This window comes from Limnohabitans curvus, from assembly GCF_003063475.1.
GTDB classification, from domain to species: domain Bacteria; phylum Pseudomonadota; class Gammaproteobacteria; order Burkholderiales; family Burkholderiaceae_C; genus Limnohabitans; species Limnohabitans curvus.
This window is the reverse complement of the sequence record NZ_NESP01000001.1, coordinates 148,912-174,608: the sequence shown is the minus strand read 5'-3', so window position 1 is coordinate 174,608 and position 25,697 is coordinate 148,912. Positions and strand designations below refer to the sequence as shown.

The 25,697-nt window shown below is 58.3% G+C and carries 18 protein-coding genes; 13 read left to right on the top strand and 5 right to left on the bottom strand.

Annotation, left to right across the window (positions count from 1 at the left end):
• Window positions 1-24 precede the first annotated feature (24 nt).
• The 9 genes from B9Z44_RS00740 (at window position 25) to B9Z44_RS00700 (ending at window position 10,840) form a co-directional block, all read left to right on the top strand.
• Entirely contained in the window at window positions 25-1,503 is a 1,479-nt protein-coding gene (locus B9Z44_RS00740; RefSeq protein WP_108401421.1) for a leucyl aminopeptidase, read from the top strand.
• Window positions 1,500-1,946 (top strand): DNA polymerase III subunit chi, encoded by a 447-nt coding sequence (locus B9Z44_RS00735; RefSeq protein WP_108358786.1) that lies wholly within the window; start codon window positions 1,500-1,502, stop codon window positions 1,944-1,946. The genes B9Z44_RS00740 and B9Z44_RS00735 overlap by 4 nt, the downstream gene beginning before the upstream one ends.
• A 40-nt stretch (window positions 1,947-1,986) precedes the next feature.
• Complete coding sequence (locus B9Z44_RS00730; RefSeq protein ID WP_108401420.1) at window positions 1,987-3,129, top strand: branched-chain amino acid ABC transporter substrate-binding protein; 1,143 nt, start codon at window positions 1,987-1,989, stop codon at window positions 3,127-3,129.
• Window positions 3,130-3,322: 193 nt separating this feature from the next.
• A complete protein-coding gene (locus tag B9Z44_RS00725) occupies window positions 3,323-3,514 on the top strand; it encodes a hypothetical protein (RefSeq protein WP_108358784.1) in 192 nt (63 codons plus the stop codon).
• A 161-nt stretch (window positions 3,515-3,675) separates the two neighbouring features.
• Window positions 3,676-4,719, top strand: a complete 1,044-nt coding sequence (locus tag B9Z44_RS00720; RefSeq protein WP_108401419.1) for a rod shape-determining protein — start codon at window positions 3,676-3,678, stop codon at window positions 4,717-4,719.
• Window positions 4,720-4,771: 52 nt separating this feature from the next.
• Window positions 4,772-5,200, top strand: coding sequence for a hypothetical protein (locus tag B9Z44_RS00715; RefSeq protein WP_108401418.1), 429 nt, complete (start codon window positions 4,772-4,774; stop codon window positions 5,198-5,200).
• A 62-nt stretch (window positions 5,201-5,262) separates the two neighbouring features.
• Window positions 5,263-6,387, top strand: coding sequence for an efflux RND transporter periplasmic adaptor subunit (locus tag B9Z44_RS00710; RefSeq protein WP_108401417.1), 1,125 nt, complete (start codon window positions 5,263-5,265; stop codon window positions 6,385-6,387).
• Window positions 6,387-9,491: an efflux RND transporter permease subunit gene (locus B9Z44_RS00705; RefSeq protein WP_108401416.1), complete on the top strand. Its 3,105-nt coding sequence runs from the start codon at window positions 6,387-6,389 to the stop codon at window positions 9,489-9,491. Before B9Z44_RS00710 ends, B9Z44_RS00705 begins: the two co-directional genes overlap by 1 nt.
• Window positions 9,488-10,840, top strand: a complete 1,353-nt coding sequence (locus tag B9Z44_RS00700; protein ID WP_108401415.1) for a TolC family protein — start codon at window positions 9,488-9,490, stop codon at window positions 10,838-10,840. The genes B9Z44_RS00705 and B9Z44_RS00700 overlap by 4 nt, the downstream gene beginning before the upstream one ends.
• A gap of 21 nt (window positions 10,841-10,861) precedes the next feature.
• On the opposite strand, the gene B9Z44_RS00695 is transcribed toward B9Z44_RS00700, so the two are convergent.
• Genes B9Z44_RS00695 through B9Z44_RS00680 form a run of 4 tightly spaced genes read right to left on the bottom strand, consistent with a single transcriptional unit; the run spans window position 10,862 to window position 18,785 of the window.
• Window positions 10,862-11,317 (bottom strand): RidA family protein, encoded by a 456-nt coding sequence (locus tag B9Z44_RS00695; protein ID WP_108401414.1) that lies wholly within the window; start codon window positions 11,315-11,317, stop codon window positions 10,862-10,864.
• Between the two features lie 58 nt (window positions 11,318-11,375).
• On the bottom strand, window positions 11,376-12,440 hold the full coding sequence (locus B9Z44_RS00690; protein WP_108401413.1) for a transglutaminase family protein: 1,065 nt from the start codon (window positions 12,438-12,440) through the stop codon (window positions 11,376-11,378).
• A 3-nt stretch (window positions 12,441-12,443) separates the two neighbouring features.
• Window positions 12,444-15,164: a circularly permuted type 2 ATP-grasp protein gene (locus B9Z44_RS00685; protein WP_108401412.1), complete on the bottom strand. Its 2,721-nt coding sequence runs from the start codon at window positions 15,162-15,164 to the stop codon at window positions 12,444-12,446.
• 54 nt (window positions 15,165-15,218) lie between these two features.
• Window positions 15,219-18,785 carry a transglutaminase family protein gene (locus B9Z44_RS00680; RefSeq protein ID WP_108401411.1) on the bottom strand — a complete coding sequence of 1,189 codons (3,567 nt, stop codon included), beginning with the start codon at window positions 18,783-18,785 and terminating at the stop codon, window positions 15,219-15,221.
• A gap of 121 nt (window positions 18,786-18,906) precedes the next feature.
• Here B9Z44_RS00680 and B9Z44_RS00675 point away from each other — a divergent pair, with 121 nt between their 5' ends.
• The 4 genes from B9Z44_RS00675 to B9Z44_RS00660 all read left to right on the top strand — a co-directional run bounded on the left by B9Z44_RS00675 (window position 18,907) and on the right by B9Z44_RS00660 (window position 24,289).
• Window positions 18,907-19,335 carry a surface-adhesin E family protein gene (locus B9Z44_RS00675; protein WP_108358773.1) on the top strand — a complete coding sequence of 143 codons (429 nt, stop codon included), beginning with the start codon at window positions 18,907-18,909 and terminating at the stop codon, window positions 19,333-19,335.
• A gap of 108 nt (window positions 19,336-19,443) precedes the next feature.
• Entirely contained in the window at window positions 19,444-21,843 is a 2,400-nt protein-coding gene (locus B9Z44_RS00670; protein WP_108402748.1) for a DNA internalization-related competence protein ComEC/Rec2, read from the top strand.
• Between the two features lie 44 nt (window positions 21,844-21,887).
• Window positions 21,888-23,333, top strand: coding sequence for a circularly permuted type 2 ATP-grasp protein (locus B9Z44_RS00665; protein ID WP_108401410.1), 1,446 nt, complete (start codon window positions 21,888-21,890; stop codon window positions 23,331-23,333).
• Window positions 23,334-23,335: 2 nt separating this feature from the next.
• Complete coding sequence (locus tag B9Z44_RS00660; protein ID WP_108401409.1) at window positions 23,336-24,289, top strand: alpha-E domain-containing protein; 954 nt, start codon at window positions 23,336-23,338, stop codon at window positions 24,287-24,289.
• Window positions 24,290-24,297: 8 nt separating this feature from the next.
• On the opposite strand, the gene rho is transcribed toward B9Z44_RS00660, so the two are convergent.
• Complete coding sequence (gene rho, locus B9Z44_RS00655; RefSeq protein ID WP_108358770.1) at window positions 24,298-25,560, bottom strand: transcription termination factor Rho; 1,263 nt, start codon at window positions 25,558-25,560, stop codon at window positions 24,298-24,300.
• Window positions 25,561-25,697: the final 137 nt, after the last annotated feature.

Here is a 25,697-nt window from a genome sequence, read left to right as displayed (position 1 = left end):
CAGCGACAGAGGAAAACCGCAATTATGAACTTCGAGCTCAAGACCCTAGATTTACACGCTGCAGCCACGCATAAAACCGATGCGTTGATTATCTTGGTATCTGCCAAGGACAAGCCTGCCAAAGACGTTTTGTCGCAACTTATTTCTGAGGCACGCAAAAGCGGTGATTTAGACGAGTCGCCCGCCAAGCTGCTCAGCGTGTGGCGCCCGCAGGGCGTGAGCGCCAAACGTGTGGTTTTAGTGTCCAGTGGCGATGGCAGCGCTCGCATCGTGCGCCAAGCCGTGACAGCGGCAGTGGCTTCGCTCAAGACGGCTAAGCCCGCCCACATCACCGTGTGTTTGGCCGATGCCAGCGCACATCGCCTGCAAGCCGCGGCTCAAGCTGTGGCCGACACCAGCTATGTGTACACCGCCACCAAACCCTCGGCCAAAGCCGCAGGCTTGACGCGCGTGGTGTTGGCTTTGCCAACGGCTGAAAAGACCAAAGCCGCCAAACACGAGTTTGACCTTGCCCGTGCCCAAGTGGCCGGTGTGTCACTGGCCAAAGAGTGGGGCAACCGTCCCGCCAACCACGCCACCCCTACCCATTTGGCCGATGTAGCCAAGACATTGGGCAAGAAGGCGGGCATTCAATGCCAGGTGTTGGGCCCCAAAGAAATCGAAAAACTCGGCATGGGCTCGTTTGCTGCGGTGGCACGTGGCTCGGTCGAGCCTTTGCGCTTCATCGTGTTGCAGTACACCGGTGCCGCTAAATCAGTTGTGCCCACCGTCTTAGTGGGCAAGGGCATCACGTTTGACACGGGGGGTATCTCCCTCAAACCAGGCCCCGGCATGGACGAGATGAAGTTCGACATGTGCGGTGCTGCCAGCGTGCTGGGCACGTTTGAGGCGCTGTCGCACTTGAAGCCCGCCATCAACGTGGTGGGTCTTATCCCCACCTGCGAAAACATGCCTGACGCTACGGCTTTGAAGCCCGGTGATGTGATCACCAGCATGAGCGGTCAAACCATTGAGGTGCTCAACACCGACGCCGAAGGCCGCTTGATTTTGTGTGACGCCTTGACCTACGCCACACGCTTCAAACCCCGTGCGGTGATTGACATTGCCACCCTCACTGGCGCTTGCGTGATTTCGCTGGGCCATGTGCGCAGTGGTTTGTTCTCGCCCTCGGACGACTTGGCAAATGCCTTGTTTGCCGCTGGCGAAGCTGCCCTTGACCCATGCTGGCGCTTGCCTTTGGACGAGGAATATGCAGAAGGTCTCAAGTCCAACTTCGCCGATGTGGCCAACGTGGCAGGGCGTGAGGGGGGCTCCATCACCGCTGCCAAGTTCTTGCAGCGTTTTGCCAAAGACTACCCTTGGGCACATTTGGACATCGCGGGTTCAGCCTGGAAGAGCGGCGCTGCCAAAGGCGCGACAGGCCGCCCCGTGGGCTTGCTGTTGCAATACCTGTTGGGCACGATTCAGGCCGCGTCAAAAACGCCTGCAAAGAAAGCGAAATGACCGAAATCGCTTTTCACTTCAACGCGCCCGACAAACTGGCCTACGCCTGCCGCTTGCTGCGCAAGGCCGTGGCCAGCGGCGCGCGCGTGGTGGTGACGGGCGCACCCGCCTCGTTGCAAGCGCTTGACACCTTGTTGTGGACCTTCTCGCCTCTTGAGTTTGTGGCGCATTGCCGTGCTGGTAGCCCCGCTGAACAGCTGATGGCATCGCCCGTGGTGTTGGCTGCACAAATTGAAGGCGGGCCCGAGCTGCCGCACCATCAAGTGCTGCTGAATTTGGGCGGCGAGGTGGCAGCAGGTTACGAGCGCTTTGAGCGCACGATTGAAGTGGTCACCCTTGACGACGAAGACCGTCAGCAAGCGCGTCAGCGCTGGAAGCACTACGCGGATCGCGGGTATTCCATCACGCGCCATGATTTAAAGCTGAAGGACACTTCGGCCTGATTTTTCTGTGTTTTTCTTTTCCACTTTTAAGGAGTTTTTGATGCATCTCTCTTTCAAATTGACAGCCGTTGCAACTTTGGCTGCGCTCAGCAGTTTGGCTCTGGCGCAAGAGCAAGTGGTGAAGATTGGTCATGTGGCACCTGTCAGCGGTGCCATTGCTCACTTAGGCAAAGACAACGAATACGGTGCACGTTTGGCCATTGAAGAGCTCAATGCCAAAGGTGTCAACATCAACGGCAAAAAAGTGAAATTGGAATTGGTGGCCGAAGACGATGCCGCCGATCCCAAGCAAGGCACAGCCGCCGCGCAAAAGTTGGTGGACGCCAAAGTCAGTGGCGTGATTGGGCACTTGAATTCAGGCACAACCATTCCCGCCTCCAAGATTTACAGCGACGCCGGTATTCCCCAAATTTCTCCCTCGTCGACCAACCCCAAGTACACACGTCAAGGCTACAAAACAGCCTTCCGTGTGGTGGCGGATGACGTGCATTTGGGCGGCACCTTGGGTCGCTATGCCGTGAATGAGCTCAAAGGCAAATCGATTGCCGTGATCGACGACCGCACAGCCTACGGCCAAGGTGTGGCTGAAGAATTCGAAAAAGCGGTCAAGGCCGCTGGCGGCAATTTAGTCGGTCATGAGTTCACCACCGACAAAGCCACTGACTTCATGCCCATCTTGACCACCCTCAAAGGCAAGAAGCCAGACATCATCTTCTTTGGCGGTATGGACGCCGTGGGTGGCCCGATGATGAAGCAAATGAAGTCGCTGGGCATCAAAGCCAAGTTCATGGGCGGTGACGGTATTTGCACCAACGAGATGATCAAGCTTGCAGGTGACGCCATGGCTGACGGCCAAGTGGTGTGTGCGGAGGCGGGCGGTGTGGACGGTGCGTTGAAGAAGGGCATGGATGACTTCAGCGCCAAGTTCAAGAAGCGCTTCAACGACGACGTGAAGCTGTATTCGCCTTATGTGTATGACGCCGTGTATGTGATGGTCGATGCCATGCAACGCGCCAAGTCCAGCGAACCCGCCAAGTATTTGCCGGAGTTGGCCAAAACTACGGGTTTCAAAGGCGTGACGGGTACGATTTCGTTCGATGCCAAAGGCGATATCAAGAACGGCGCGCTCACGCTCTATACCTTCAAGGCGGGTAAGCGCGATCAAATCGCAGTCGTTCGTTAATTCTTAATCATTCATCTTTGATTTCTAAAAACCACCTTCGGGTGGTTTTTTTATGGGTTTCGAAAATAATAAACTTATATAAATCAAACACTTACCGTTTTGTTTTTGATTTGATCTTAATTATTTTATAAATTGTGTACACCGAATGAAACTCTGACGCGTTGATTTCTGACTAAGTTCTCAGGAGCCTAAATTGGATAAATCAGTTGTTCAGATCGAATCGCCAGATGTGGCCGTGGAGCGTCGCTTCAAAATCGTGTCTTCAGAAAAGACCGGCATCAAAGCCACGTTCGATCGCATCCGCGCTCAGCTCGCCCAAGAGGCCGAGCAACGAAGCCGTCCAGCTTCGCGCATGTATTCCGGTTTCAGGGCTGTGAAAGCTTAAGCTCAATTTATTTTCAAAGGCGCCTTGATGGCGCCTTTTTTATTTAACCTATTTAATTAGTTTTTCTTTAAATTCAAAGTTTCGTACACCCTGAAGCGTATGGACGGCTCAGGCGGCTGTGCTGATAATTTCCCGCGACGATTGCCAGACGCGAGGTTATTTTGCTTTCTAAATTGACGAAGTTTTTTTCGACCGACATTGCCATTGACTTAGGCACAGCCAATACGCTGATTTACACCAAAGAAAACGGCATCGTTTTGGATGAACCATCGGTGGTGGTGATTAAAAAAGACGGCAAGATCTATGGCAAAACCTCTGTGTTGGCCATTGGGAACGAAGCCAAAGCCATGTTGGGGCGTGTGCCGGCAGGCATTGAGGCGATTCGCCCCATGAAAGATGGCGTGATCGCCGACTTCACTGTGACCGAGGTGATGCTCAAGCATTTCATCAAGCTGGCGCATCCCCAGATGTTCTTCAAGCCCAGCCCACGAATTGTGATTTGCGTGCCCTGTGGCTCTACCCAAGTTGAGCGGCGCGCCATTCGTGAATCTGCTGTGGGCGCTGGAGCCTCTGAGGTCTATTTGATTGAAGAGCCCATGGCGGCCGCCATCGGCGCTGGTTTGCCTGTGACAGAGCCTTGCGGTTCCATGGTGGTGGACATTGGTGGTGGCACCACCGAGGTCGGCATTGTTTCTCTGGGCGGCATGGTTTACAAAAACAGCGCGCGCATCGGTGGTGACAAATTTGACGAAGCCATTGTCAATTACATCCGTCGCAATTTCGGCATGTTGATTGGCGAGCAAACGGCGGAGCGTATCAAGAAACAAATTGCCACTGCATTTCCGACGGGCGACGTGAGGGAAATGGAAATCACTGGGCGTAACTTGAGTCAAGGTATTCCGCAAAGCTTCACCATCAGCTCCACCGAAATCTTGGAGGCTTTGACCGACACGCTCAACAACTTGGTCTCCACGGTCAAGATTGCGCTGGAACGCACGCCGCCAGAGCTGAGCTCTGACATTGCTGAGCGCGGCATCATGCTCACGGGCGGTGGCGCTTTGTTGCGCGACTTGGACCGTTTGATTTCTGAAGAAACCGGTTTGCCGGTGTTGATCGCAGAAGATCCTTTGACCTGCGTGGCGCGTGGTTGCGGTTTGGCACTGGAGCAGTTGCACAGCGTCAGTGGCATCTTCACGGCAGATTGATAAGGCCTCCGCTTCAGCAGGGCTTAAGCTGGCTTGGTTTAAGATTCCAGCCGTGACGCAGCAAACCTCCCTATTCAAAACGATGTGCCTTTACTTGGCCATTGCGCTGGTCGCCTTGTTGGCGATCGGCCCGTTTTTGCACGCGCATTACGGCGCATCTCAGGTAACGGGTTTGCATGTGGCGGGCGTAGGCTCTGTGGTCGTGTCTGCTGAACCCGCATTGACCATGACCAGTTTCAGTCAAGACGATGAGCCAGAGTCTGCGGCTGTGGGCGTCGAGACCTCGTATGCACGCCAAGCCGCGTTAGACGTGGAAGAACAGCCGCAAAGCGTGTTGATCCTCACTGTGTTTGTCATGGCTGCGCTCATTCAGCGCGTCGTGTCTTTCTTGCTCACGCCAGACACGCAACGTGCTGGCCGTCCTTCTTTTCTTGCCGGCTTTCCGCCGTTGCCGCACGCGCCTCCCACGTCTCGCTTCTGATATTTAACGCGTGTGCACGGCTATGTGCATCGTCTATCGGTCAGTGATGTGTGGAGTTGGTGATGTTCACTTTTTTCAAGTTTTTTGTTCGTGGTGCTTTTGTGTGGGCGCTGTCTGCATGGGTGTTGGGTGCGTTGGCGCAGGTTGCACCGGCTCAATCTACGGCCAGTTCGCCTTTGTTGTTGTCTCTGAACGCCAAGCAACAAGCCAGCCTCGGTGTGCAAGTGGCAACGGTGCAGGCGTCTACAGGCGGGCAGTTGCTGGCCAGCGCCACGGTGGTCATGCCGCCAGGCAAAGAATTCACGGTGTCTGCGCCGTATGCCGGTCAAGTGTCTCGTTTGTTGGTGGGTGTGGGTGACACGGTCAAAGCCGGTGCTGCCTTGGCGCATTTCACCAGCCCCATGTTGGGGGACGCACGTCGCTTGTTGAATGAAGCCTCGTTGGATTACAAAAATGCCTCAGCTGCTGCGCAGCGCGACCAAGCCATGTTTGACGAAGGCATCATCCCTGCCGTGCGTTTGCAGTTGAGCCGCTCCAAACAAGAAGCGGCGCAAGCGCAGTTGCATGCGCGTGAGGCCGAGTTGACAGCCGCAGGCATGCGCTTTGATGCCAACACCGGTTACGCCACGGGCACGCTCAAAGCGCCGTTGTCGGGCACGGTATCCGAGGCCTTTGTCGCCGTGGGCCAACGTGTGGAGGCGGGCGCAATGTTGTTCAAACTCGCGGATAGCTCGCAGTTGCAGCTCGACGTGCAGCTCTCGTCCGACAAAGCCGCGCAGCTGCAAGTGGGCGACGAGGTGAGCATTGCTTCGCGCAATGCCAAAGCCAAAATTATTGGTGTGAGCCGCGCGGTGGATGCCAGTCAGTTGGCCCGCGCACGCGCCACAGTGACGAGTCGTGGCAGCTTGCAAGCGGGTGAGTTGGTGTCGGTCACCGTGCATGCCAAAGGCAAAGCCGGCTTCGCCAAGCCCGATACGCAATGGCTGGTGCCTGCACGTGCCGTCACGCAATGGCGTGGCAAGCCTTGGTTGTTTGTGGCGAATGACAAAGGCTTTGAAGCGCAAACGGTGAACGTGATTTCTTCCACCGATGACTTGTCGTTGGTGGAGGCCGCCTTGCCTGCGGGCAGCAAAGTGGCGGTCACAGGCATTGCCTCTCTGCGTGCCTTGTTGCAAAAGGACGAGTGATGTTTGAACACCTCATCCGTCTGAGTCTGCGTTTTCGCAGCCTCACGCTGGCGTGTGCTGGCGTGCTGTTCATCGCAGGCACATACGCCTGGCTCAATTTGCCGATTGACGCCTTTCCCGATATCTCGCCCACGCAGGCCAAGGTCATTCTCAAAATTCCGGGCATGACGCCCGAAGAGGTCGAGCAGCGCGTGGTCAAGCCCATCGAGCAAGAGCTGCTGAGCATTCCCAACAAACGCATCGTGCGTTCCATTTCCAAGTACGGCATTGCCGACATCACCATCGACTTTGACGAAGGTGTGGATTTGTATTGGGCGCGCCAACAAGTTTCTGAGCGTTTGGGCTCGGTCATGCGCGATTTGCCCGCCAGCGTGAGCGGTGGCTTGGCCCCCATCACCACGCCGCTGAGCGAGGTGTACATGTTCACACTTGAAGGTGACTTCGGCTTGGCTGAAAAACGCCGCGTGCTCGACTGGGTGATTCGCCCCGAGCTGCGCACCATCCCCGGTGTGGCCGAAGTCAACTCGCTCGGTGGTGAAGTGCAAACCTTTGAGGTCATTCCCAACACCGCCAAGATGGCGGCCATGGGTGTGAGCATGACCGACTTGCGACAAGCCTTGCTCGCCAACAACAGCAACGATGGCGCAGGCCGCTTGACGGCTGGCGAAGAGGCCTTGGTGGTGCGCGTAGAAGGCGCGGTCAAAACGCTGGACGATTTACGTGCTGTGCGTTTGGCCACCACGCGCAACACGAAGGTGCAGCTTGACGATGTGGCCACCGTCACGCACGGTGCACTCACACGCTACGGCGCAGTCACGCACGATGGCCAAGGCGAAGCGGTCGAAGGCTTGGTGTTGGGCATGCGCGGTGTGAATGCCCGCCAGTTGGTGAATGCGGTCGATGCCAAGTTGGCCGAGATGGCGCCGCGCTTGCCCAAAGGCATGACGGTGAAAACTTTTTACAACCGAGGTGAGTTGGTCACGCGAGCCGCAGACACGGTGATTCGCGCTTTGATTGAAGCGGCTGTCTTGGTGTGCATCACCTTGTATGTGTTCTTGGGCGGCATGCGTGCTGCGGTGGTGGTGGCTGTGGCATTGCCCTTGTCATTGCTGAGCACCTTCATGCTCATGCGCATGTTTGGTTTGACCGCCAACTTGATGAGCTTGGGCGGCTTGGCCATTGCGCTGGGCATGTTGGTGGACGCAGCGGTGGTGGTGGTGGAAAACATCGAAACCGCGTTTGCCTCGCACCCAAAGGGTCACGCCCTGTCGAAGACCGAAATTTTGCTGAGCGCGGTGCGTCAGGTGGTCAAACCCGTGGCGTCTGGCGTGCTGATTATTTGCGTGGTGTTCTTGCCATTGCTCAGCCTTGAAGGCTTGGAGGGCAAGCTGTTTGCGCCTGTGGCGGTGACCATCATCATGGCCTTGGCGTCTTCGCTGCTGTTGGCCTTCAGTGTGATTCCGGCCTTGGCCTCGATGGTGCTGAAAGAAGAGGGCGCGCACGAGCCGGTGGTGATGCAAAAAATCCATGCTGCGTATTTGCGTTTGCGTGAACGTGTGTGGGCCAAGCCGCAGTGGTTGTATGGCGTGTCTCTTGCCTCGTTGGTCGTGGCCGCCGTGCTGTACAGCTTCATTGGCAAAACCTTCATGCCTACTTTGGACGAAGGCGACATCTTGGTGCAGTTGCAAAAGCTGCCTTCGATTTCTCTGGAGGCTTCGCTAGAGATTGACACCCGCGTGCAGCAAGCCATTTTGGAAAATGTGCCCGAGGTCAAATCCATCGTCGCCCGTGCTGGCTCAGATGAATTAGGTCTGGACCCGATGGGCCTGAACGAGACCGACACCTTCTTGGTGCTCAAACCCAAAAGCGAATGGCGCGGCAACAAAGACGACATCGTCGATGCGCTGCGTGTGGTGCTGGATGGTTTTCCGGGCTTGGTCTACGGCTTCACGCAACCCATTGAAATGCGCGTGTCTGAAATGCTCACCGGCACACGCGGCGATGTGGCCATCAAAATTTTTGGCACAGACCTCGGCAGCTTGAACGACGCTGCCCATCAAATTGCCGATGCCGTGCGCACCATCCCTGGCGCAGCCGAGGTGATTGCGCCCAAGGCCGAAGGCTTGCAATACGTATCGGTCAATTTGAACCGCACGACCATGGGCCAAGCCGGGTTCAGTGTGGAGGCCTTGCAGCAAGCGTTCAAAAACCAAGTGGAAGGCGAGTCGCTTGGCTACGTGCTGCAAGACGGTGTGCGCATGCCGCTCACCTTGCGCGGCAACGAGGCCACGCGCCAAAGCCCCGAAGCGTTTAAAAACTTGCAGCTCGCCGCACCCGATGGTCGCGTGTGGGCCGCGAGTGCCTTGGCTGACATCCGCTTGGTCGATGGCCCCATTCGTGTGGACCACGAGCAAAGCGCGCGCTTCACCAGTATTCAGGTGTCGGTGGATGGTCGCGATTTGACGGGCTTTGTGGGCGATGCCCAAAAGGCAGTGGCCGCTTTGAAGCTACCCAGCGATGTGCGCATTGTGTGGGGCGGCCAGTTTGAAAATCAGCAACGTGCGGCGGCGCGTTTGGGTTTGGTCATTCCTGCGGCCATGGTGCTCATCTTCACCATCTTGGTGTTCACCTTTGGTTCGGCCATTCAAGCCGGCATCATCTTTTTGAATATCCCGTTTGCGTTGGTGGGCGGTGTGGTCGCACTCGCGGTCTCGGGCGAGTATTTGTCCGTGCCTGCATCGGTGGGCTTCATCGCGTTGTTGGGCATTGCCGTGCTCAATGGTGTGGTGATGGTCACGCACTTCAACGAACGTTTGCTCGATGGCGAGGCGATTGATGTGGTGGTACGCCTAGGCACCGAGCGCCGTTTGCGCCCTGTGTTGATGACAGCGGTCATTACTGCGTTGGGCATGATTCCGCTGTTGTTTGCCACTGGGCCTGGGTCAGAAATTCAACGGCCCTTGGCCATTGTGGTGACGGGCGGTTTGCTCAGCTCCACCTTGCTGACCTTGCTGTTGTTGCCCAAATTATTTGAACGCTTTGGTGGGCTAGAGAGCGTGCCGTGGCATGCGCTCACGCGCTTCTTGCCTTGGAGAAAATCATGAAACGTTTTGTGACATCTGATGTCGTGGCCTTTGCTGTGGCTTGCACTTGTGTTTTGACGCTTGGGGCAGCGCAGGCGCAGCAGCCTGCTGTTTCTGCAACAACAGCAGCATCTTCTGCTGCTTCATCAGCTTCAGCCTCGACGGTGACATCACCGCTCTTGCCTTATCTCCCCGCTGAAGCTGCGGTGAAAGACGCCTTGCTCAGCAGCCCCTTGATGCAAGCCGCTCGCTCTAAAAAAGAAGCAGGCACAGCACGCGCCAAAGGCATTGACTCAGGCACCGCCGAGTTCACCTTGCGCAGCACTTCGCAACGCCGCCGTGATGTGGCTGCAGGGACACAGCTGCACGAGTCAATGGTGAGCATCGAGCGCCCCGTGCGCTTTTGGGGCAAGCGCGGCATGGACGCCGACCTCGCCACACAAACCCAAGCCTTTGCCGACATCGAATACGCCGATGCCATGCACGAAGGCGCGCGCGAGTTGATGCGTTTTTGGTTTGCTTATTTGCGCGCATTGGCCGATCAAAAAAATGCAATGACCACCTTTGACTTGGCCGCCAAGATGCAGCGCCTCACGCAAAGCCAACTCAAGCAAGGTGAAATTTCCCAGCTCGACGCCGAGCTGGCCAATGCCGAGTTGGAGCGCATCACCGCCGCACGTTCGGTGGCCGATGCGCAGTTGGCCTCTAGTGCTTCGGCTTTCACGCGTCGCTATGCGGGCATGGTGTTGCCCACACACATGCCTGCTTCTTTGCGATTAGACGCATCGACCAGCTTGCCTGCCCTGACTGAAACCATGGCCGCCATGCGTCAAGAGTTTTTAGACAAAAACCACGAGCTCAACATGATGCGTGTGGACGCGCAACGCTTGCGCCTCGCCGCTGACCGTGCCTCGCGTGACCGATTGCCTGACCCCACATTGGGTGTGTTCAGCGGGCGCGAGCGGGCAGGGGCTGAAACCATTTCGGGGGTGATGTTCTCGATGCCATTCCCCAGTGCCTCTCGCTTTCATCATGCGACGGCGCTGGTGGCCGATGCGCAAACGGCCAGCGACAACGTGCGTCTGGCCGAGCAACAACTGGGCGCCATGTTTGACAGCATGTGGATTCAGTTTCAGCACAAACGCACAGCTGCTGACAACTTGAAATCTGCCGCCCAACGCCAAGCCTTGGCCGCAGAAAAATCGGTCAAGGCCTACACCTTGGGTGAGGGCAGTTTGTCGGATGTGTTACTGATTGCACGAATGGCCAGCGACAACCTCAATGCCGCTGAACGCATGCAGCTAGAGGTGGTGGAGTTGCTGGCGTTGATTCGTCTAGATCTGCATCAAATCTGGGACTTTGACGAGTAACGCCGTTCCTAAATCTTCCGCTTAGGCGAGCTCAGCAATCAACTCAATTTCCACGCAAGCACCCAAAGGCAATTGCGCCACGCCAAATGCGCTGCGTGCGTGCGCGCCCTTGTCGCCAAACACTTGGCCAATGAGTTCGCTGCAACCGTTGGTGACCAAGTGGTGCTCGGTGTAGTCGGGGCTGGAGTTGACCAAGCTCATCACTTTGACGATGCGCTTGACTTTGTTCAGGTCACCCACCGCGGCGTGGAGCGTGCCCAACAAATCCACTGCCACTGCGCGTGCGGCTTGTGCGCCTTCAGCGGTTTGCATGGTCTTGCCCAGTTGGCCGGTCCACACTTTGCCGTCTTGTTTGGCGATGTGGCCGCTCAAAAACACCAAGTTGCCTGTTTGCACAAATGGCACATAGGCCGCAGCGGGCACAGCCACGGGGGGCAGGGTGATGTTCAGGGCTTGGAGTTTGTCGTAAACGCTCATGTTGGATTCCTTGTTTGAATCCAGTGATTTTAAGAGCGCTCACAGCGCGTGACTGAGGTCAGCGTGCTTCGCTTTGGCTTTGTGATTGGCCTTGCGATGCCCCTTGGGACTGCGTCTGCGTTTGCCCTTGTGATTGCAACTGAGATTGCGATTGCGTTTGTCCAGATGTCACCATCAACTCAGAAGCCGGCTGCACAGTCACGGCCACTTCCAGGGTGTGGCTAGCCCCACCATGAATCACGCCGCGCACAGGCGATACATCCGCGTAGTCGCGGCCAATGGCCAAGGTCACGTAGTCGATACCGGGTGAGCTTAAGCCCCAGCGGTTGTTGGTGGGGTCAAGGTCAAACCATTGGCCGTGGGTGGCAAGTGCACCGGTCTTGGCGGTTTCAGCGGCATCGTCCAATACGTCTGGCACATAGACCGATACCCAGGCGTGTGAGGCGTCGCTGCCAATCAAACGCGTTTGGCCTTCTGGCACTTCGGTCACCAAATAGCCGCTCACATAACGTGCCGCCAAACCTTGTGTGCGCAAGCAACCGATGAGGATGTGCGCAAAGTCTTGGCACACACCTTTGCGGCTTTTGAGGGCTTCGAGGGCAGGCGTGTTGATGTCGGTGCTGGCCGTCTCGTAGGTGAACTCTTGGTGAATGCGCGTCATCAAATCGCACGCTGCCTCCAGCACGGGGCGGGCTGGGATGAAGCTGGCACGTGCGTATTCGGCAAAGTCGGGGTGTGGCTGCACATAGGGCGAGGCAAACACGTATTCGGTAGCCGCGTCCCACGCAGCACCTGAGTGATACACAAAGTGTTCGCGCACGTTTTCCCAAGCTGGCGTGGTCAGCGCTTGCTCGGGTGGGTAGGGGATGAAGTGGGTGTCGACCGTGCTCTTGGCCGTGATGCTGAGTGTGTCGTGCACCACGGGCAGCGAGAAGAAGGTGCGGTTGTTGCCAAACACATCCACATGCGTGCTGGTGGCTGCTGGTGTGGGTGTGATGTGCAGCTCGGCGTGTTGCACCGTTTGTGCAGCATCGCTGCGCGGCAACAAATGCGCCATGTGCTGCGCGGTGTTGACCTGCGGCACATAGTGGTAGGTGGTGGTGTGGGTGATGTACAGCAGCATGGCTCAGGCCCCCACGCTGTCGGCGTCGTCGGTGTGGCTGAAATAGTGCGCCGTGATGGCGTCAGATACTTGCCATGCGGCTTGCATGCAGTCGGTCAAGCAAGTGCGCAGGTTGGGGTGGTGGCCCACGTCGTTCGGCGTGCAGAGTTGTTCTAAATCGGTTTGCTTCAAGTCGGGCACCAAGCGCGCCAAGGCATCGGGCTCGCCCATGGGGGTGTCGGCCAGTTTGGACAAACGTCCACGCAGCGTGCGTGCCACCCATGCGAGTGAGCGCGGGTTGTCGTTGTCTTGCACCAGTAGCTCAATCAGCGGGGCCAGTTCGCGGCTTTGTTGGTACTGCGCTTGGAAGGTGATGGTGCTGTCAAACAGCGACAACAACGCGGCATAGTGCGAGCTGTTTTCATCTGCACTGTCAGCGTCATCGGCGGTGTGTTCAAACGCACCTACTTCGACAGCCAAGTCGAGTGCGGATGACAAAAATCCCAAACGTTCGACGTGGCGGCCAATGCTCAGCAGTTGCCAGCCGTCGTCACGCGTCATCCGATCAGTTTGCGCGCCGGTGATGGCGGCCAGTGCAGAGCTGGCCGCATCGAGGGCCTGCATGGCTTGCACGGCAGAGAACGCACGCGGTGAGCCCGCTTGTGCGCAATCGGCGCTGAACTGGTCCACGCAATGCACGATGGCGTTCCAGTGCTCGGGTGACAAGCGCTCGCGCAGCGATGACGCGGCTTGGTGCAAAGCGCGCAAGTTGTAGCCCACGCTGGTGCTGTGGTCGTCTTGGTCCAAGCAAGCAATGAGCGTGCGTTCAAACACGCGGCGGCGTGCGCCCATGCTGGGTGTGCTGGTGGCTTTGTCCTCGCCCGCAGCGGCGTGTGCGGATGGCACACCTGCAGGCACGAGGCCTTGGCGTTGGGTGAGCAACTGAAGCCATGCCCACAAGCTGCGTGAGGCGGGGTCTTCGCCGTTCAAGGCTTCGATGCACAGGCGTACCAAGCGCACCATGTTTTCGCTGCGCTCGGTGTAGCGGCCCAGCCAATACAAGTTTTCGGCGGCGCGGCTGGTGACCATGCGTTCGCGGTGTTTAAAGCCAGAGGTGGCGTTGTACTTGGGCAGCAAGCTGCTGCGGTCAATGTCGGCATGGGTTTGCACCCACACATCGGCGCTGCTGCCACCGCGTTGCATGGAGGCAATTTGTGCATCAGGTGCGGCAATGCGCGCCAAACCACCGGGCAAAACACGCCATGCATCTGGGCCATCGCCAGCGCCGTTGCGCAAGGCAAACACACGCAGCATGACTGAGCGTTGCACCACGCCTTCGGTGGTGTTTTTCCACGTGGGCATTTGCGACAGCGGTGAGTAGGCCTGCAAGGTGTAGCGGTCGGGCTGGCGGGTGATGCGGCCCACCCATTCGTCACGTTGTGCTTGGGTGAGTGTTCGACCTAAAACAGACTGAATGGTTGCATCAAACGTGCCGTGCGTGGCTGAGCCCGGGTAGGTGGGCTTGATGGCCATGTGTTCGAGTTGCGGCAACACCGAAGCCAAGGCCGCACGCTCGCCACACCACCAGGTGTCGAGGGCAGGCAGTTGCAGTTCTTCGCCCAACAGCTTTTCGCTCAAAGCCGGCAAGAAGCCCAACAAAGCGGGCGATTCTAAAAACGCCGAGCCCGGTGCGTTGGCCACCACCACATTGCCAGCGCGCACGGCTTGCAGCAAACCGGGAATGCCCAAGGTGGAGTCAGCGCGCAATTCAAGTGGGTCTAAGAACTCATCGTCCATGCGCTTGAGCAACACATGCACGGGCTCTAAGCCACGCAGGGTGCGCAGGTACACGCGTTCGTCGCGCACGGTTAGGTCATGGCCCTCGACCAGTGTGAGCCCTAAATAGCGGGCGAGGTAGGCGTGTTCAAAATAGGTTTCGTTGTAAGGCCCGGGCGTGAGCAAGGCCACGTGGGCATTGGCACCTTCGGGGCTGTGCGCCTTGAGAGACTCGACCCACACACGGTAGGTGGCCGCCAAGCGCTGAATGTTCATGGCCTCAAACGCTTGCGGAAATTGGCGCGAAATCAGCAAACGGTTTTCTAGCAAATAACCCAAGCCCGAAGGCGCTTGCGTGCGCTGCGACACCACGGCCCAGTGGCCATCGGGGCCGCGTGCTAAGTCAAACGCAGCGATGTGCAAATGCGTGCCACCCACAGGTGCCACGCCATGCATAGCGCGCAAGTAGCCGGGGTGGCCTTGCACCAAGGCGGGCGGAATCATGGCTTCGCGAATCAATTGCTGCGGGCCATACACATCGGCCATCATGCGCTCGAGCAAACGTGCGCGTTGTTTCACGCCCACTTCAATGTGCTGCCAGCTCTCAGGTGTGACGATGAGTGGGAACAGGTCCAAAGCCCAAGGCCGCTGTGGGCCGCCTTGGCTGGCGTACACGTTGTAGGTGATGCCGTTGTCGCGCACTTGGCGCGCGAGGGTTTGGGTGCGACGGTCTAGGTCGTCGAGGCCGGTGTTGCCGAGCTGTTCAAAAAATGTGCGCCACGGCGAAGACAAGTTTTGCGCTTGAGCAGCTTGCGCCAGGGCTTTGGCCGTGGCTGAAGCCGTCGGCGCGCACTGGCCTTGCAGCTCATCAAAGTGCCCGCTGTCGGCGGGATGTGCCAGGCCCTTCACCACGTCAACCAAACGCGGCGAGGCAACAGACGCTGAAGGGGGCGAGGATGGCTTTTGCACAGTGGCTGCATTGTCTCACCGCCTTCGGGGTTGGCCATCGGTTGAATGGGGTGTTTAGACGCGTCGCAAATCCAACGTGAAGGGGAACTCTTTGCTGGCAGGCACCCCCACGGTGGCTTGCGGTACATCCAGTTTTCCCGGTGTGTGGCCGAGCGGGAAGAAGCGTGACAAGCGTCGGCTTTCAGCCTCGTACGCGTTGACGGGAAAGCTGTCGTAGTTGCGCCCACCGGGGTGCGCCACGTGGTACTGGCAGCCCCCCACAGAGCGCTTCATCCACGTGTCCACAATGTCAAAGGTCAGCGGCACATGCACGCCAATGGTGGGGTGCAAAGCCGATGACGGCGCCCATGCGCGGTAACGCACACCGGCCACGTATTCGCCCACCGTGCCTGTCGGTTGCAACGGCAGCGGCGTGCCATTGACCGTGATGGTGTGGCGGCTGGGGTTGAGGCCAGCCACATGCACCTCGATGCGTTCCAGCGACGAATCCACATAGCGCACCGTGCCGCCACTCGACCCTTCTTCGCCCATGACGTGCCAAGGCTCCAAGGCGTTGCGCAGCGTGAGGTTGATGCCCAGTGTTTGCAAATCGCCCACGCGTGGGAAGCGGAATTCAAAGTGTGGGGCAAACCATGCGGGGTCGAACTGAAAGCCGCAGTCGCCCAACTCAGTCAGCACATCGTCAAAGTCTGCTTTGACGAAATGCGGCAACAAGAAGCGGTCGTGTAGCTCGGTGCCCCAGCGTGTCGCAGGCGCTTGGTAAGGTGTTTCCCAGAAACGTGCGACCAAGGCACGCAGCAAGAGCTGCTGCACGATGCTCATGCGTTCATGCGGCGGCATCTCAAAGGCGCGCAATTCGAGCAAGCCCAAACGTCCGGTGGATGAATCAGGCGAGTAGAGCTTGTCGATACAAAACTCGCTGCGGTGCGTGTTGCCTGTGACGTCAATCAGCAAGTTGCGCAGCGTGCGGTCCACGATCCATGGCGGCATGAATGTGTCGCCCCCACGTTCCCCCACTGCGTGTGGGTCACTGCCCCCCGAGGGGGCTTTCGCAGCTTGGCACGGCCCGGAGCTGCTCAGACCAAATTTCTCGCTGTGTCGACGGATCTCTGCCAGCGCAATTTCCAGCTCATAAATTTGGTCATTGCGCGCTTCGTCCACGCGCGGTGCTTGGCTGGTTGGGCCAATGAACATCCCGCTGAACAAATAGCTGAGCGACGGATGGTTGTGCCAATACAAGATGAGTGAAGCCAACAGCTCGGGCTTGCGCAAAAACGGACTGTCCGCAGGCGTGGCACCGCCCATGACGATGTGGTTGCCGCCGCCCGTGCCGGTGTGGCGTCCGTCGGTCATGAACTTTTCGGCAGACAGGCGCGATTCAAACGCGGCCTTGTACAAGAACTCGGTGTGGTCCACGATTTCCAGCCAGTTGTGGGCGGGGTGGATGTTGACCTCAATCACGCCGGGGTCAGGCGTGACTTGCAGCACTTTGAGGCGCACATCGCGTGGGGGCGGATAGCCTTCCAACACAAGGCGCACGCCCAACTCTTCTGCCGTGGCTTCAATCGCGCTGAGGAGTTCTAGGTAGTCTTCCAAGTCGCCCAGTGGCGGCATGAAAACGTAGATCAAACCTTGTGGGTTTTCCATCGCCTTCAACTCAACGGCGGGGCCGTTGGCACGCGATGGGTCGCGCACTTCCACGCAAATCGCGGTGCGGGTGATCCAATGTGCCGATTGGTCTTTGGCCGGCACAGGGTGCGCGGTGCTGGGCACAAAGCCGTCTTGCCCCATGCCCGTTTGCAGGCCCACCGTGCCGCCTTGGGCTATGCCGCCGCCCGCCACATGCGTGTTGATGTGGTGGTCGTAATGTGTGTGGCGTGCGTGGTGCGAGTACTGCGCACGCAAGGCCGCCGCGTGGGGCAGGGGCTTGCGCTCAGCAAAGTGGTCTTGCTCAATCGCGTAGGGGTAGTCGGCTTGGCTGACCCACGGTAGTGAGTCGAGTGGCAAGCGCAGGCCCATGGGCGAGTCGCCGGGGACGAGGTACATGCGCTCGTCGCGCAAGAACCAAGGGCCGGTGCTCCAACGCGGGCCGCCTGCCACTTCGCCAGCTTTGAGAGGCAACACATAGCCCACGGTTTTGTCTAAGCCTTGGTCAAACACGCGGCGCAGGCGCACGCGTTCCATCTCGTCGTCGAGCTTGGCATCAAATGGGTCGACGTTGACAGGCAAGCGTCGCTCGCGCCACAGGTAGTACCACGTGTCTTCATAACCGGGGGTGATGTATTGGTCGTCCAGCCCCAGTTTGTGTGCGAGGGTTTGGGTGAAGCGTTGTGCGTCTTCGGTGGTGTAGCTGCTGGGCACGCGTTCGTCGGCAAACAAATCGGGGTTGTGCCAGCAAGGGTGGCCGTCGGTGCGCCAGTAAATGCCAAGCGCCCAGCGCGGCAGCTGCTCGCCCGGGTACCACTTGCCTTGGCCGAAATGCAAGAAGCCGCCATCGCCATATTCGGCACGCAGCTTGTGCACCAATTCGGTGGCAAAGCCGCGTTTGGTCGGGCCCAGTGCATCGGTGTTCCATTCTGGTGCGTCGCGGTCGTGTACGGTGACGAAGGTGGGTTCACCGCCCATGGTCAGTCGCACATCGCCTTCTGTCAGTCGGCGGTCCACCTCGTCGCCCAAGGCCAGCACCTCCATCCATTCGCCTTCGGTGTAGGGCTTGGTCACGCGTGGTGATTCAAGCACGCGGGTGACTTTCATCTCGTGGCCAAATTCCACCTCGGCTTCGTCCACCAAGCCTTCAATCGGTGCGGCGCTCGATGGCTGCGGTGTGCACGCCAGCGGAATGTGGCCTTCGCCAGCCAACAGGCCCGACGTGGGGTCAAGACCAATCCAGCCTGCGCCGGGCAGGTACACCTCGCACCAAGCGTGCAAGTCGGTGAAGTCCACCTCCGTGCCGCTGGGGCCGTCGAGTGACTTCACATCGGGGGCGAGTTGAATCAAATAACCAGACGCAAAGCGGGCGGCCAAGCCGCAGTGGCGCAGCAAATTCACCAGCAACCATGCGGTGTCGCGGCACGAACCACTGCGCAGGGTGAGCGTTTCTTCGGGCGTTTGCACGCCGGGCTCCATGCGGATGGTGTACGCGATGTCTTCGTGCAGCTTGCGGTTGATTTCCACCAAAAAGTCGATGGTGCGAATGGGTTCACGCTTGAGCGCCTTGAAGTCGATGCTCTTGAAGTAGTGCTTGAAATTGGGCGTGAAGCGGTTGGTCACCAAGTAGGGAGCCAGCTCTTGGGCCGAGGTGACGCCATAGGCGAAGGGGAACTTTTCGGCGTGGGGCTCGAGGAAAAAGTCGAACGGGTTGTACACCGCCATCTCCACCACCAAGTCCACCGTGACTTTGAACTCGGTGGTCTTCTCGTGAAACACCAAACGCGCTTGGTAGTTCGCAAACGGGTCTTGCTGCCAGTTGATGAAGTGCTCGGGCTCGACCTTGAGTGAGTACGAAATCACGTTGCTGCGGCAGTGGGGAGCAGGGCGAAGGCGGATGACCTGCGGGCCTAACTCAACCAAGCGGTCGTAGCTGTAGTGGGTGACGTGGTGGAGTGCAGCATGGATAGACATGTCTTTTCTCTAGCAAGACACGCGCCAAGCCTTATGCGCCAAAGAAGTGCGCTTTTTTGCTCAAGTTTTTTGCAGCCCCGCCGATACCCTAGGCAAGTCAGTTTTATCTTTGAGACCCACCATGCGTTCACGCCACTTCTCTGTTGTTGCTTTTGTGTTGACCAGCCTACTGGCCTGGGCTGCGCCTGCTTCGGCTGAGTGGAGCGAGCTGGTGAAGGAAGATGAAGCCACGTATTACTTCGACAAAGAAGCGGTCATGCCCGTCCACGTGTCGCGCTACGCATGGGTGTTGACCGATTTGCCCAAAGGCGAAAAAACGCCAACTGGTGAAAACTACAAGTCGATGATGCTGCGCGTGCGCATGTACTGCAAAAACGACACGGTGGTACGCCTGTCAGTGAGCTACTTTGACAAGCAAATGGGCAAGGGCAAAGAAGTGGCCTCGGACGATGTGCACGAGTGGCGTCCACGCGAATCTGCCATTCGTCCCAATACTTACTTGGCAGCTTTGAAGAAAGAAGTGTGCGGGTCTAAGGCCGCTGCTGGCTGAACCCAACCTGTCCCTTGGATAGAAGAAGCCCCTGCCGAATGGTCGGGGCTTTTTAACTTGTGAGTGGGCATCGCCCACGTGCCGCCATGTTGCGCTGAATATGTGGCCATGTTTTCTGTCATCACACCTTTGGCTTTGGGCTGGATAGCGGGCACGGCTTTGCAGTTGCAGCAGGCGCCGTTGTGGGCGGGTGAGGTGTATTGGGGTTTGAGTGCAGCAGCTTTAGCGATGGCTTTTGCCGTCGTGCGTTTCACGCGTGGGTTGGCTGGCGTTTGGTTGCAGGCCGCAGCTTGGTTTGCGCTGGCGGCTGTATTGGCTTTTGCCCAAGCAGGCGTGCGGGCCAGCCACTATGCGCAAAGCGCTTTGAACCCAGCGCTCGAAGGCCGCACCTTGCAAGTGGTGGGCATCGTGGCCAACTTGCCGCAGCGCGTGGAAGACAGTGCGCGGTTTCGCTTCGAGGTGGCGTCTGCGCGTGAGAGTGACGGCGCACTGGTGCAGCTGCCGCCGCAGTTGCTGATCGGTTGGTACGGCAACCGTTTGAATGGCAGCGACGACAAACTACAACCGCCGCCCGTTGATTTGCGCCCCGGCGACCGCTGGCAACTAGCCGTGCGCCTCAAAGCGCCGCATGGCCACATCAACCCACACGGGTTTGATTACGAGCTGTGGCTGTGGGAGCAGGGCTTGCAAGCCACAGGCTATGTGCGCAACGGCGCCAAAGACACGCCGCCGCAATGGCTAGGCAGCACATGGACACACCCCGTGGAGCGGCTGCGTCAGCGCGTGCGCAGCGCCATTGATGCACACGTAGCCGACCGTGCCGTGGCGGGCATTGTGGCGGCCTTGTTGGTGGGCGACCAAGCGGCGATTGAGCGTGCGGACTGGGATGTGTTTCGTGCGACCGGCGTGGCACACCTCATGGCCATTTCAGGTTTGCACATCACGGGCTTGGCATGGCTAGCGGCCTTATGTGTGGGCTGGTTGTGGCGGCGCAGTGATGTGTGGTCGCCTCGCCAACCTTGGAGCTTGTGGTTGCCCGCGCCCATTGCCGCGAGCGCGTGTGCTGCAGGTGTGGCGCTGGCGTATGCGGTGTTCACCGGCTGGGGTGTGCCTGCGCAGCGCACCGTGTGGATGTTGGGCATGGTCACGCTGCTGCGTGTGTATGGTTTGCGTTGGCCTTTGATGCAGGTGTGGCTGACCGTGTGCGCGGTGGTGCTGGCGTTAGACCCGTGGGCGCTGATGCAAGCGGGGTTTTGGCTCAGCTTTGTGGCGGTGGGTGTGTTGTTTACATCGGGCTCGCATGCGCCTGCCAACACAGTGTGGGCTTCCGCCCAGCGCATGTGGCGCGAACAGTGGTTGATGAGTGTGTGCTTGGCCCCGCTGACTTTGCTGCTGTTTCACCAAGTCTCTGTCGTGGGTTTGTTTGCCAACTTGCTGGCGGTGCCGTGGGTGACTTTAGTGGTCACGCCCCTCTGTTTGTTGGGGTTGGTGTTGCCATTCGCATGGAGCATGGCGGCTGAGGCTTTGCAGTGGTTGGTGTGGCTGCTCAAGGCATGTGCGGGTGTGTCTTGGGCACAATGGTCTGCACCTGCTGCGCCTTTGTGGGTGGGAGCTGCAGCGTTGGTGGGCATGGGGGTGTGGGCCCTGCGCGTGCCCATGTGGCTGCGTTGGTTTGGCGTGGCCTTGGTGCTGCCGGTGCTCAGTTGGCAAACACCACGCCCTGCACACGGCACGTTTGAGCTGGTGGCTGCCGACATGGGGCAGGGCCATGCGGTGTTGGTGCGCACGGCCACGCACAGCTTGCTGTACGACACAGGGCCACGCTATTCGGCTGAGACCGATGCGGGCCAGCGCGTGTTGGTGCCCTTGCTGCGTGCGTGGGGTGAGCGGCTAGACCGCATCGTCATCAGCCACCAAGACAGCGACCACAGCGGCGGCGCACCTGCGGTGATGGCCATGCAGCCGCAGGCGGGTGTGTTGACGTCGATTGCGACAGAGCATCCGCTGCAACAGTTGGGCGCGATGCAGCGCTGCGAACGCGGGCAATTGTGGACGTGGGATGGTGTGCAGTTTGAGGTGTTGCACCCGAGTGCAAGTGACTATGAGCGCAAGCTCAAACCCAATGCACTGAGTTGTGTGCTGCGCGTGAGTGCGCACAACACATCCGCCTTGCTCGCGGGCGACATCGAAGCTGCGCAAGAGCAAGACCTGCTGCAAAGCGACCAAGCCCTGCAAGCCGATTGGCTGCTGGTGCCGCATCACGGCAGCGCCACATCGTCCACGCCAGCCTTTCTGGAGGCTGTACAGCCTAGCGTCGCCATCGTGCAAGCGGGCTACCGCAATCGCTTTGGTCATCCCAGGCCTGATGTGTTGCGGCGTTACAGCGATTTAGGGGTGCTTGTGGTGCAGACACCCCGTTGTGGTGCGTCGACATGGCACAGTGAGCAGCCCAAGTTGGTGCAATGTGAGCGAAATCAAAGACAACGCTATTGGCAACACGTATTCTGAGAGCTGGCATCCAACTTGCGTAAGAGGTGCTAGGAGTTCCTAAGATGCACAAGTTTGATGAAATGTACGCCCAGCTGCCGTTTATCGACAGCGCGGTGCGCCCCCACTACCGGAACTACTTGGACTGGCTCAAGCGCCAAGACCCACAGACCATGCGCGACAGGCGCGAAGAGGCCGAGATGATTTTTCGTCGCGTCGGCATCACCTTCGCGGTGTACGGCGACAAGGATGAAGACGGGGCAGGCACCGAGCGCTTGATTCCGTTTGATTTGATTCCCCGCATCATTCCCGCCCACGAGTGGACGAGCATGCAGCAAGGCTTGGTGCAGCGCGTGAATGCGTTGAACATGTTCATCCACGACGTGTACCACGAGCAGAACATTCTTAAAGCGGGCCTCATTCCGAGTGAGCAGATTTTGAACAACGCGCAGTACCGCCCCGAGATGCATGGTGTGGATGTGCCCAACCAGGTGTATTCGCAAATCAGCGGCATCGACATCGTGCGTGCGCCTGATGCCCAAGGCAAAGGTGAGTACTACGTGCTCGAAGACAACTTGCGTGTGCCCAGCGGCGTGAGCTACATGCTGGAAGACCGCAAGATGATGATGCGCCTCTTCCCCGAGTTGTTCAGCCAACACCGCGTGGCCCCGGTGGCGCATTACCCAGACTTGCTGTTAGAAACTTTGCGGGCCAGCAGCCCGTCCACCACCGATAACCCCACTGTGGTGGTGCTCACCCCCGGCATGTACAACAGCGCCTACTTTGAGCACGCCTTCTTGGCGCAACAAATGGGTGTGGAGTTGGTCGAAGGCCAAGACCTGTTTGTGAAAGACAACTTCGTCTACATGCGCACCACACGCGGCCCCAAGCGCGTGGACGTGATTTACCGCCGTGTGGACGATGACTTCTTGGACCCCAACGTGTTCCGCTCAACATCGACGTTGGGTTGCGCCGGTTTGATGGAGGTTTACAAAGCAGGCCATGTGAACATTTGCAACGCGGTGGGCACCGGCATTGCCGATGACAAGTCCATCTACCCCTATGTGCCGCAAATGATTGAGTTCTATTTGGGTGAGAAGCCCATCCTCAACAACGTGCCGACCTTCCAATGCCGCAAGAAAGACGACTTGGCGTACACGCTGGCCAACCTCGACAAGCTGGTGGTGAAAGAAGTGCACGGCGCAGGTGGCTACGGCATGTTGGTTGGGCCTGCCGCGACCAAGGCCGAGATTGAAGAGTTCCGCCAAGTGTTGCTGGCCAAGCCTGATGGCTATATCTCGCAACCGACGCTGAGCTTGTCGAGCTGCCCCACGTATGTGGAGAGCGGCATAGCCCCGCGCCACATTGATTTGCGCCCCTTCGTGTTGAGCGGCAAGACCGTGCAAATGGTGCCCGGCGGTTTGACCCGCGTGGCGCTGAAAGAAGGCTCACTGGTGGTGAACTCGTCCCAAGGCGGCGGCACCAAAGACACATGGATTCTTGAGGTTTAACAATGCTGAGCCGTACCGCTGACCACCTGTTTTGGATGTCCCGCTATACCGAGCGGGCCGAAAACACCGCACGCCTGCTGGACGTGAACTACCAAACCTCTTTGCTGCCTCAGTCTGCCGAAGTGGCGCTGCTGGGTTGGGAAGGCTTGCTGTCTATCAGCGAGTTGTTGCCAGCCTACCAAGCCCGTCATGGCGACATCACGCCACAACGTGTGATGGAATTCATGGTGAAGGATGAGAACAACCCGTCATCCATCATCTCGTGCTTGCGCGCTGCGCGTGAAAACGCGCGTGCTGTGCGTGGGAGCCTTACCACCGAAGTGTGGGAAACACAAAACCAAACGTGGTTGGAACTCAACCGCATCTTGAAGAGCGGTTTGCTCGAGAGCGACCCTGGTGAATTTTTTGAATGGGTCAAGTTCCGCTCGCACCTCTCACGCGGTGTGACCGTGGGCACCATGCTGATGGATGAGGCTTTGCACTTTATGCGCTTGGGCACATTCCTAGAGCGCGCTGACAACACCGCCCGTTTGGTGGATGTGAAGTTCCACGCCGTGCATGGCGACTTGTTTGCCGATGGCACAGAGAAAACCGAGCAGCACGACTTCTACCACTGGAGCGCGATTTTGCGTAGCGTGTCGGGTTTTGAGATTTACCGCAAGGTCTACCGCGATGTGATTCACCCCGAGCGCGTGGCAGAGCTTTTAATTCTGCGTGCCGACATGCCGCGCTCGCTGCATGCGTGCTTGAACGAAGTGGTCAACAACATCTCGATGGTGTCGGACGACCGTTCGTTAGAAAGCTATCGCCGTGCGGGCAAGTTGTGCGCCGAGATGGAGTTCAGCCGCATTGAAGAAATCTTGGCCAATGGGCTGCACGCCTACCTCACACAGTTCTTGGATCGTGTGAACGAGATTGGCGCGAGCATCAGTCGGGAGTTTTTGGTCCCGAATTGATTTGGGAATTAACCGCCGCGACGCATCATGTCGAAGAACTCGACGTTGGACTTGGTCGCCTTCATGCTCTTCAAAACCATTTCCATGGATTCGATTTCGTCCATGTTGTACATGAACTGACGCAGGATGCGGGTCTTTGACAAGATTTCGGGTGGCAACAACAGCTCTTCACGGCGTGTGCCGCTGCGGTTGAGTTGAATGGCGGGGAACACACGCTTTTCGTACAAGCGGCGGTCGAGGTGAATTTCGCAGTTACCCGTGCCTTTGAATTCTTCAAAGATCACTTCGTCCATGCGGCTGCCGGTGTCGACCAAGGCGGTGGCGATGATGGTGAGTGAGCCACCTTCTTCCACTTTGCGGGCCGCACCAAAGAAGCGCTTGGGGCGTTGCAAGGCGTTGGAGTCCACACCGCCAGACAGCACTTTGCCGGATGAAGGAACCACGTTGTTGTAAGCGCGAGCGAGGCGGGTGATGGAGTCGAGCAAGATGACCACATCTTTTTTCAATTCCACCAAACGTTTGGCGCGTTCGATCACCATTTCGGCCACGTGCACGTGACGTGCCGCGGGTTCGTCGAAGGTGGAGGCAATCACTTCGGCTTTGACCGAGCGCTGCATTTCTGTCACTTCTTCTGGGCGCTCGTCCACCAACAACACCATCATGTGGGCGTCGGGGTAGTTGGCCGCGATGGCGTGGGCAATGTGCTGCATCATCACGGTCTTACCGCTCTTGGGCGGGGCCACGACCAAGGCGCGCTGGCCTTTGCCGATGGGTGCAATGATGTCGATGATGCGGCCGGTGATGTTTTCTTCACCTTTGATTTCGCGTTCCAGCTTCATCTGTTCGCGGGGGAACAGCGGGGTCAAGTTCTCGAACATGACCTTGTGCTTGTTGTTCTCAGGCAGGTCGTCGTTGACCTTGTCGAGTTTGGTCAGAGCAAAGTAACGCTCGCCGTCTTTGGGGATGCGCACTTCGCCTTCAATCATGTCGCCGGTGTGCAGGTTGAAACGACGCACTTGGCTGGGGCTGATGTAGATGTCGTCAGTCGAAGCGGTGTAGCTGGTGTCTGGGCTGCGCAAGAAGCCAAAGCCGTCGGGCAAGATTTCGAGCACACCATCTGCAAACACCTGTTCGCCAGCGCGAGCGCGTTTTTTGATGATGGCAAACATCAGCTCTTGCTTGCGCATGCGGCCTGTGTTTTCGATTTCGAGTTCTTCGGCTTGTTTCAGCACTTCAGACACATGCAGTGCCTTGAGTTCGTTCAGATGCATCTTGGGACTCCAGTAAGGGAGTTCGTTAAAAAAATAGGGGGGGAGGTCGGAGCGAGGTGAGACATACCTCTGGACCGGAATTCAAGCCCTGATTGGGAGCCGAGTAGCCTCATGGGCCGCAAGGTGAATTCGGATTT

Bases quoted from the DNA above. Each gene is read 5' to 3' on its own strand.
- B9Z44_RS00675 (WP_108358773.1), top strand. From the start codon at position 18,907: ATGCGTTCACGCCACTTCTCTGTTGTTGCTTTTGTGTTGACCAGCCTA.
- B9Z44_RS00660 (WP_108401409.1), top strand. From the start codon at position 23,336: ATGCTGAGCCGTACCGCTGACCACCTGTTTTGGATGTCCCGCTATACC.
- B9Z44_RS00690 (WP_108401413.1), bottom strand. From the start codon at position 12,440: ATGCTGCTGTACATCACCCACACCACCACCTACCACTATGTGCCGCAG.
- B9Z44_RS00680 (WP_108401411.1), bottom strand. From the start codon at position 18,785: ATGTCTATCCATGCTGCACTCCACCACGTCACCCACTACAGCTACGAC.
- B9Z44_RS00695 (WP_108401414.1), bottom strand. From the start codon at position 11,317: ATGAGCGTTTACGACAAACTCCAAGCCCTGAACATCACCCTGCCCCCC.
- B9Z44_RS00710 (WP_108401417.1), top strand. From the start codon at position 5,263: ATGTTCACTTTTTTCAAGTTTTTTGTTCGTGGTGCTTTTGTGTGGGCG.
- B9Z44_RS00735 (WP_108358786.1), top strand. From the start codon at position 1,500: ATGACCGAAATCGCTTTTCACTTCAACGCGCCCGACAAACTGGCCTAC.
- B9Z44_RS00670 (WP_108402748.1), top strand. From the start codon at position 19,444: ATGTTTTCTGTCATCACACCTTTGGCTTTGGGCTGGATAGCGGGCACG.
- B9Z44_RS00730 (WP_108401420.1), top strand. From the start codon at position 1,987: ATGCATCTCTCTTTCAAATTGACAGCCGTTGCAACTTTGGCTGCGCTC.
- B9Z44_RS00665 (WP_108401410.1), top strand. From the start codon at position 21,888: ATGCACAAGTTTGATGAAATGTACGCCCAGCTGCCGTTTATCGACAGC.
- B9Z44_RS00740 (WP_108401421.1), top strand. From the start codon at position 25: ATGAACTTCGAGCTCAAGACCCTAGATTTACACGCTGCAGCCACGCAT.
- B9Z44_RS00700 (WP_108401415.1), top strand. From the start codon at position 9,488: ATGAAACGTTTTGTGACATCTGATGTCGTGGCCTTTGCTGTGGCTTGC.
- B9Z44_RS00705 (WP_108401416.1), top strand. From the start codon at position 6,387: ATGTTTGAACACCTCATCCGTCTGAGTCTGCGTTTTCGCAGCCTCACG.
- rho (WP_108358770.1), bottom strand. From the start codon at position 25,560: ATGCATCTGAACGAACTCAAGGCACTGCATGTGTCTGAAGTGCTGAAA.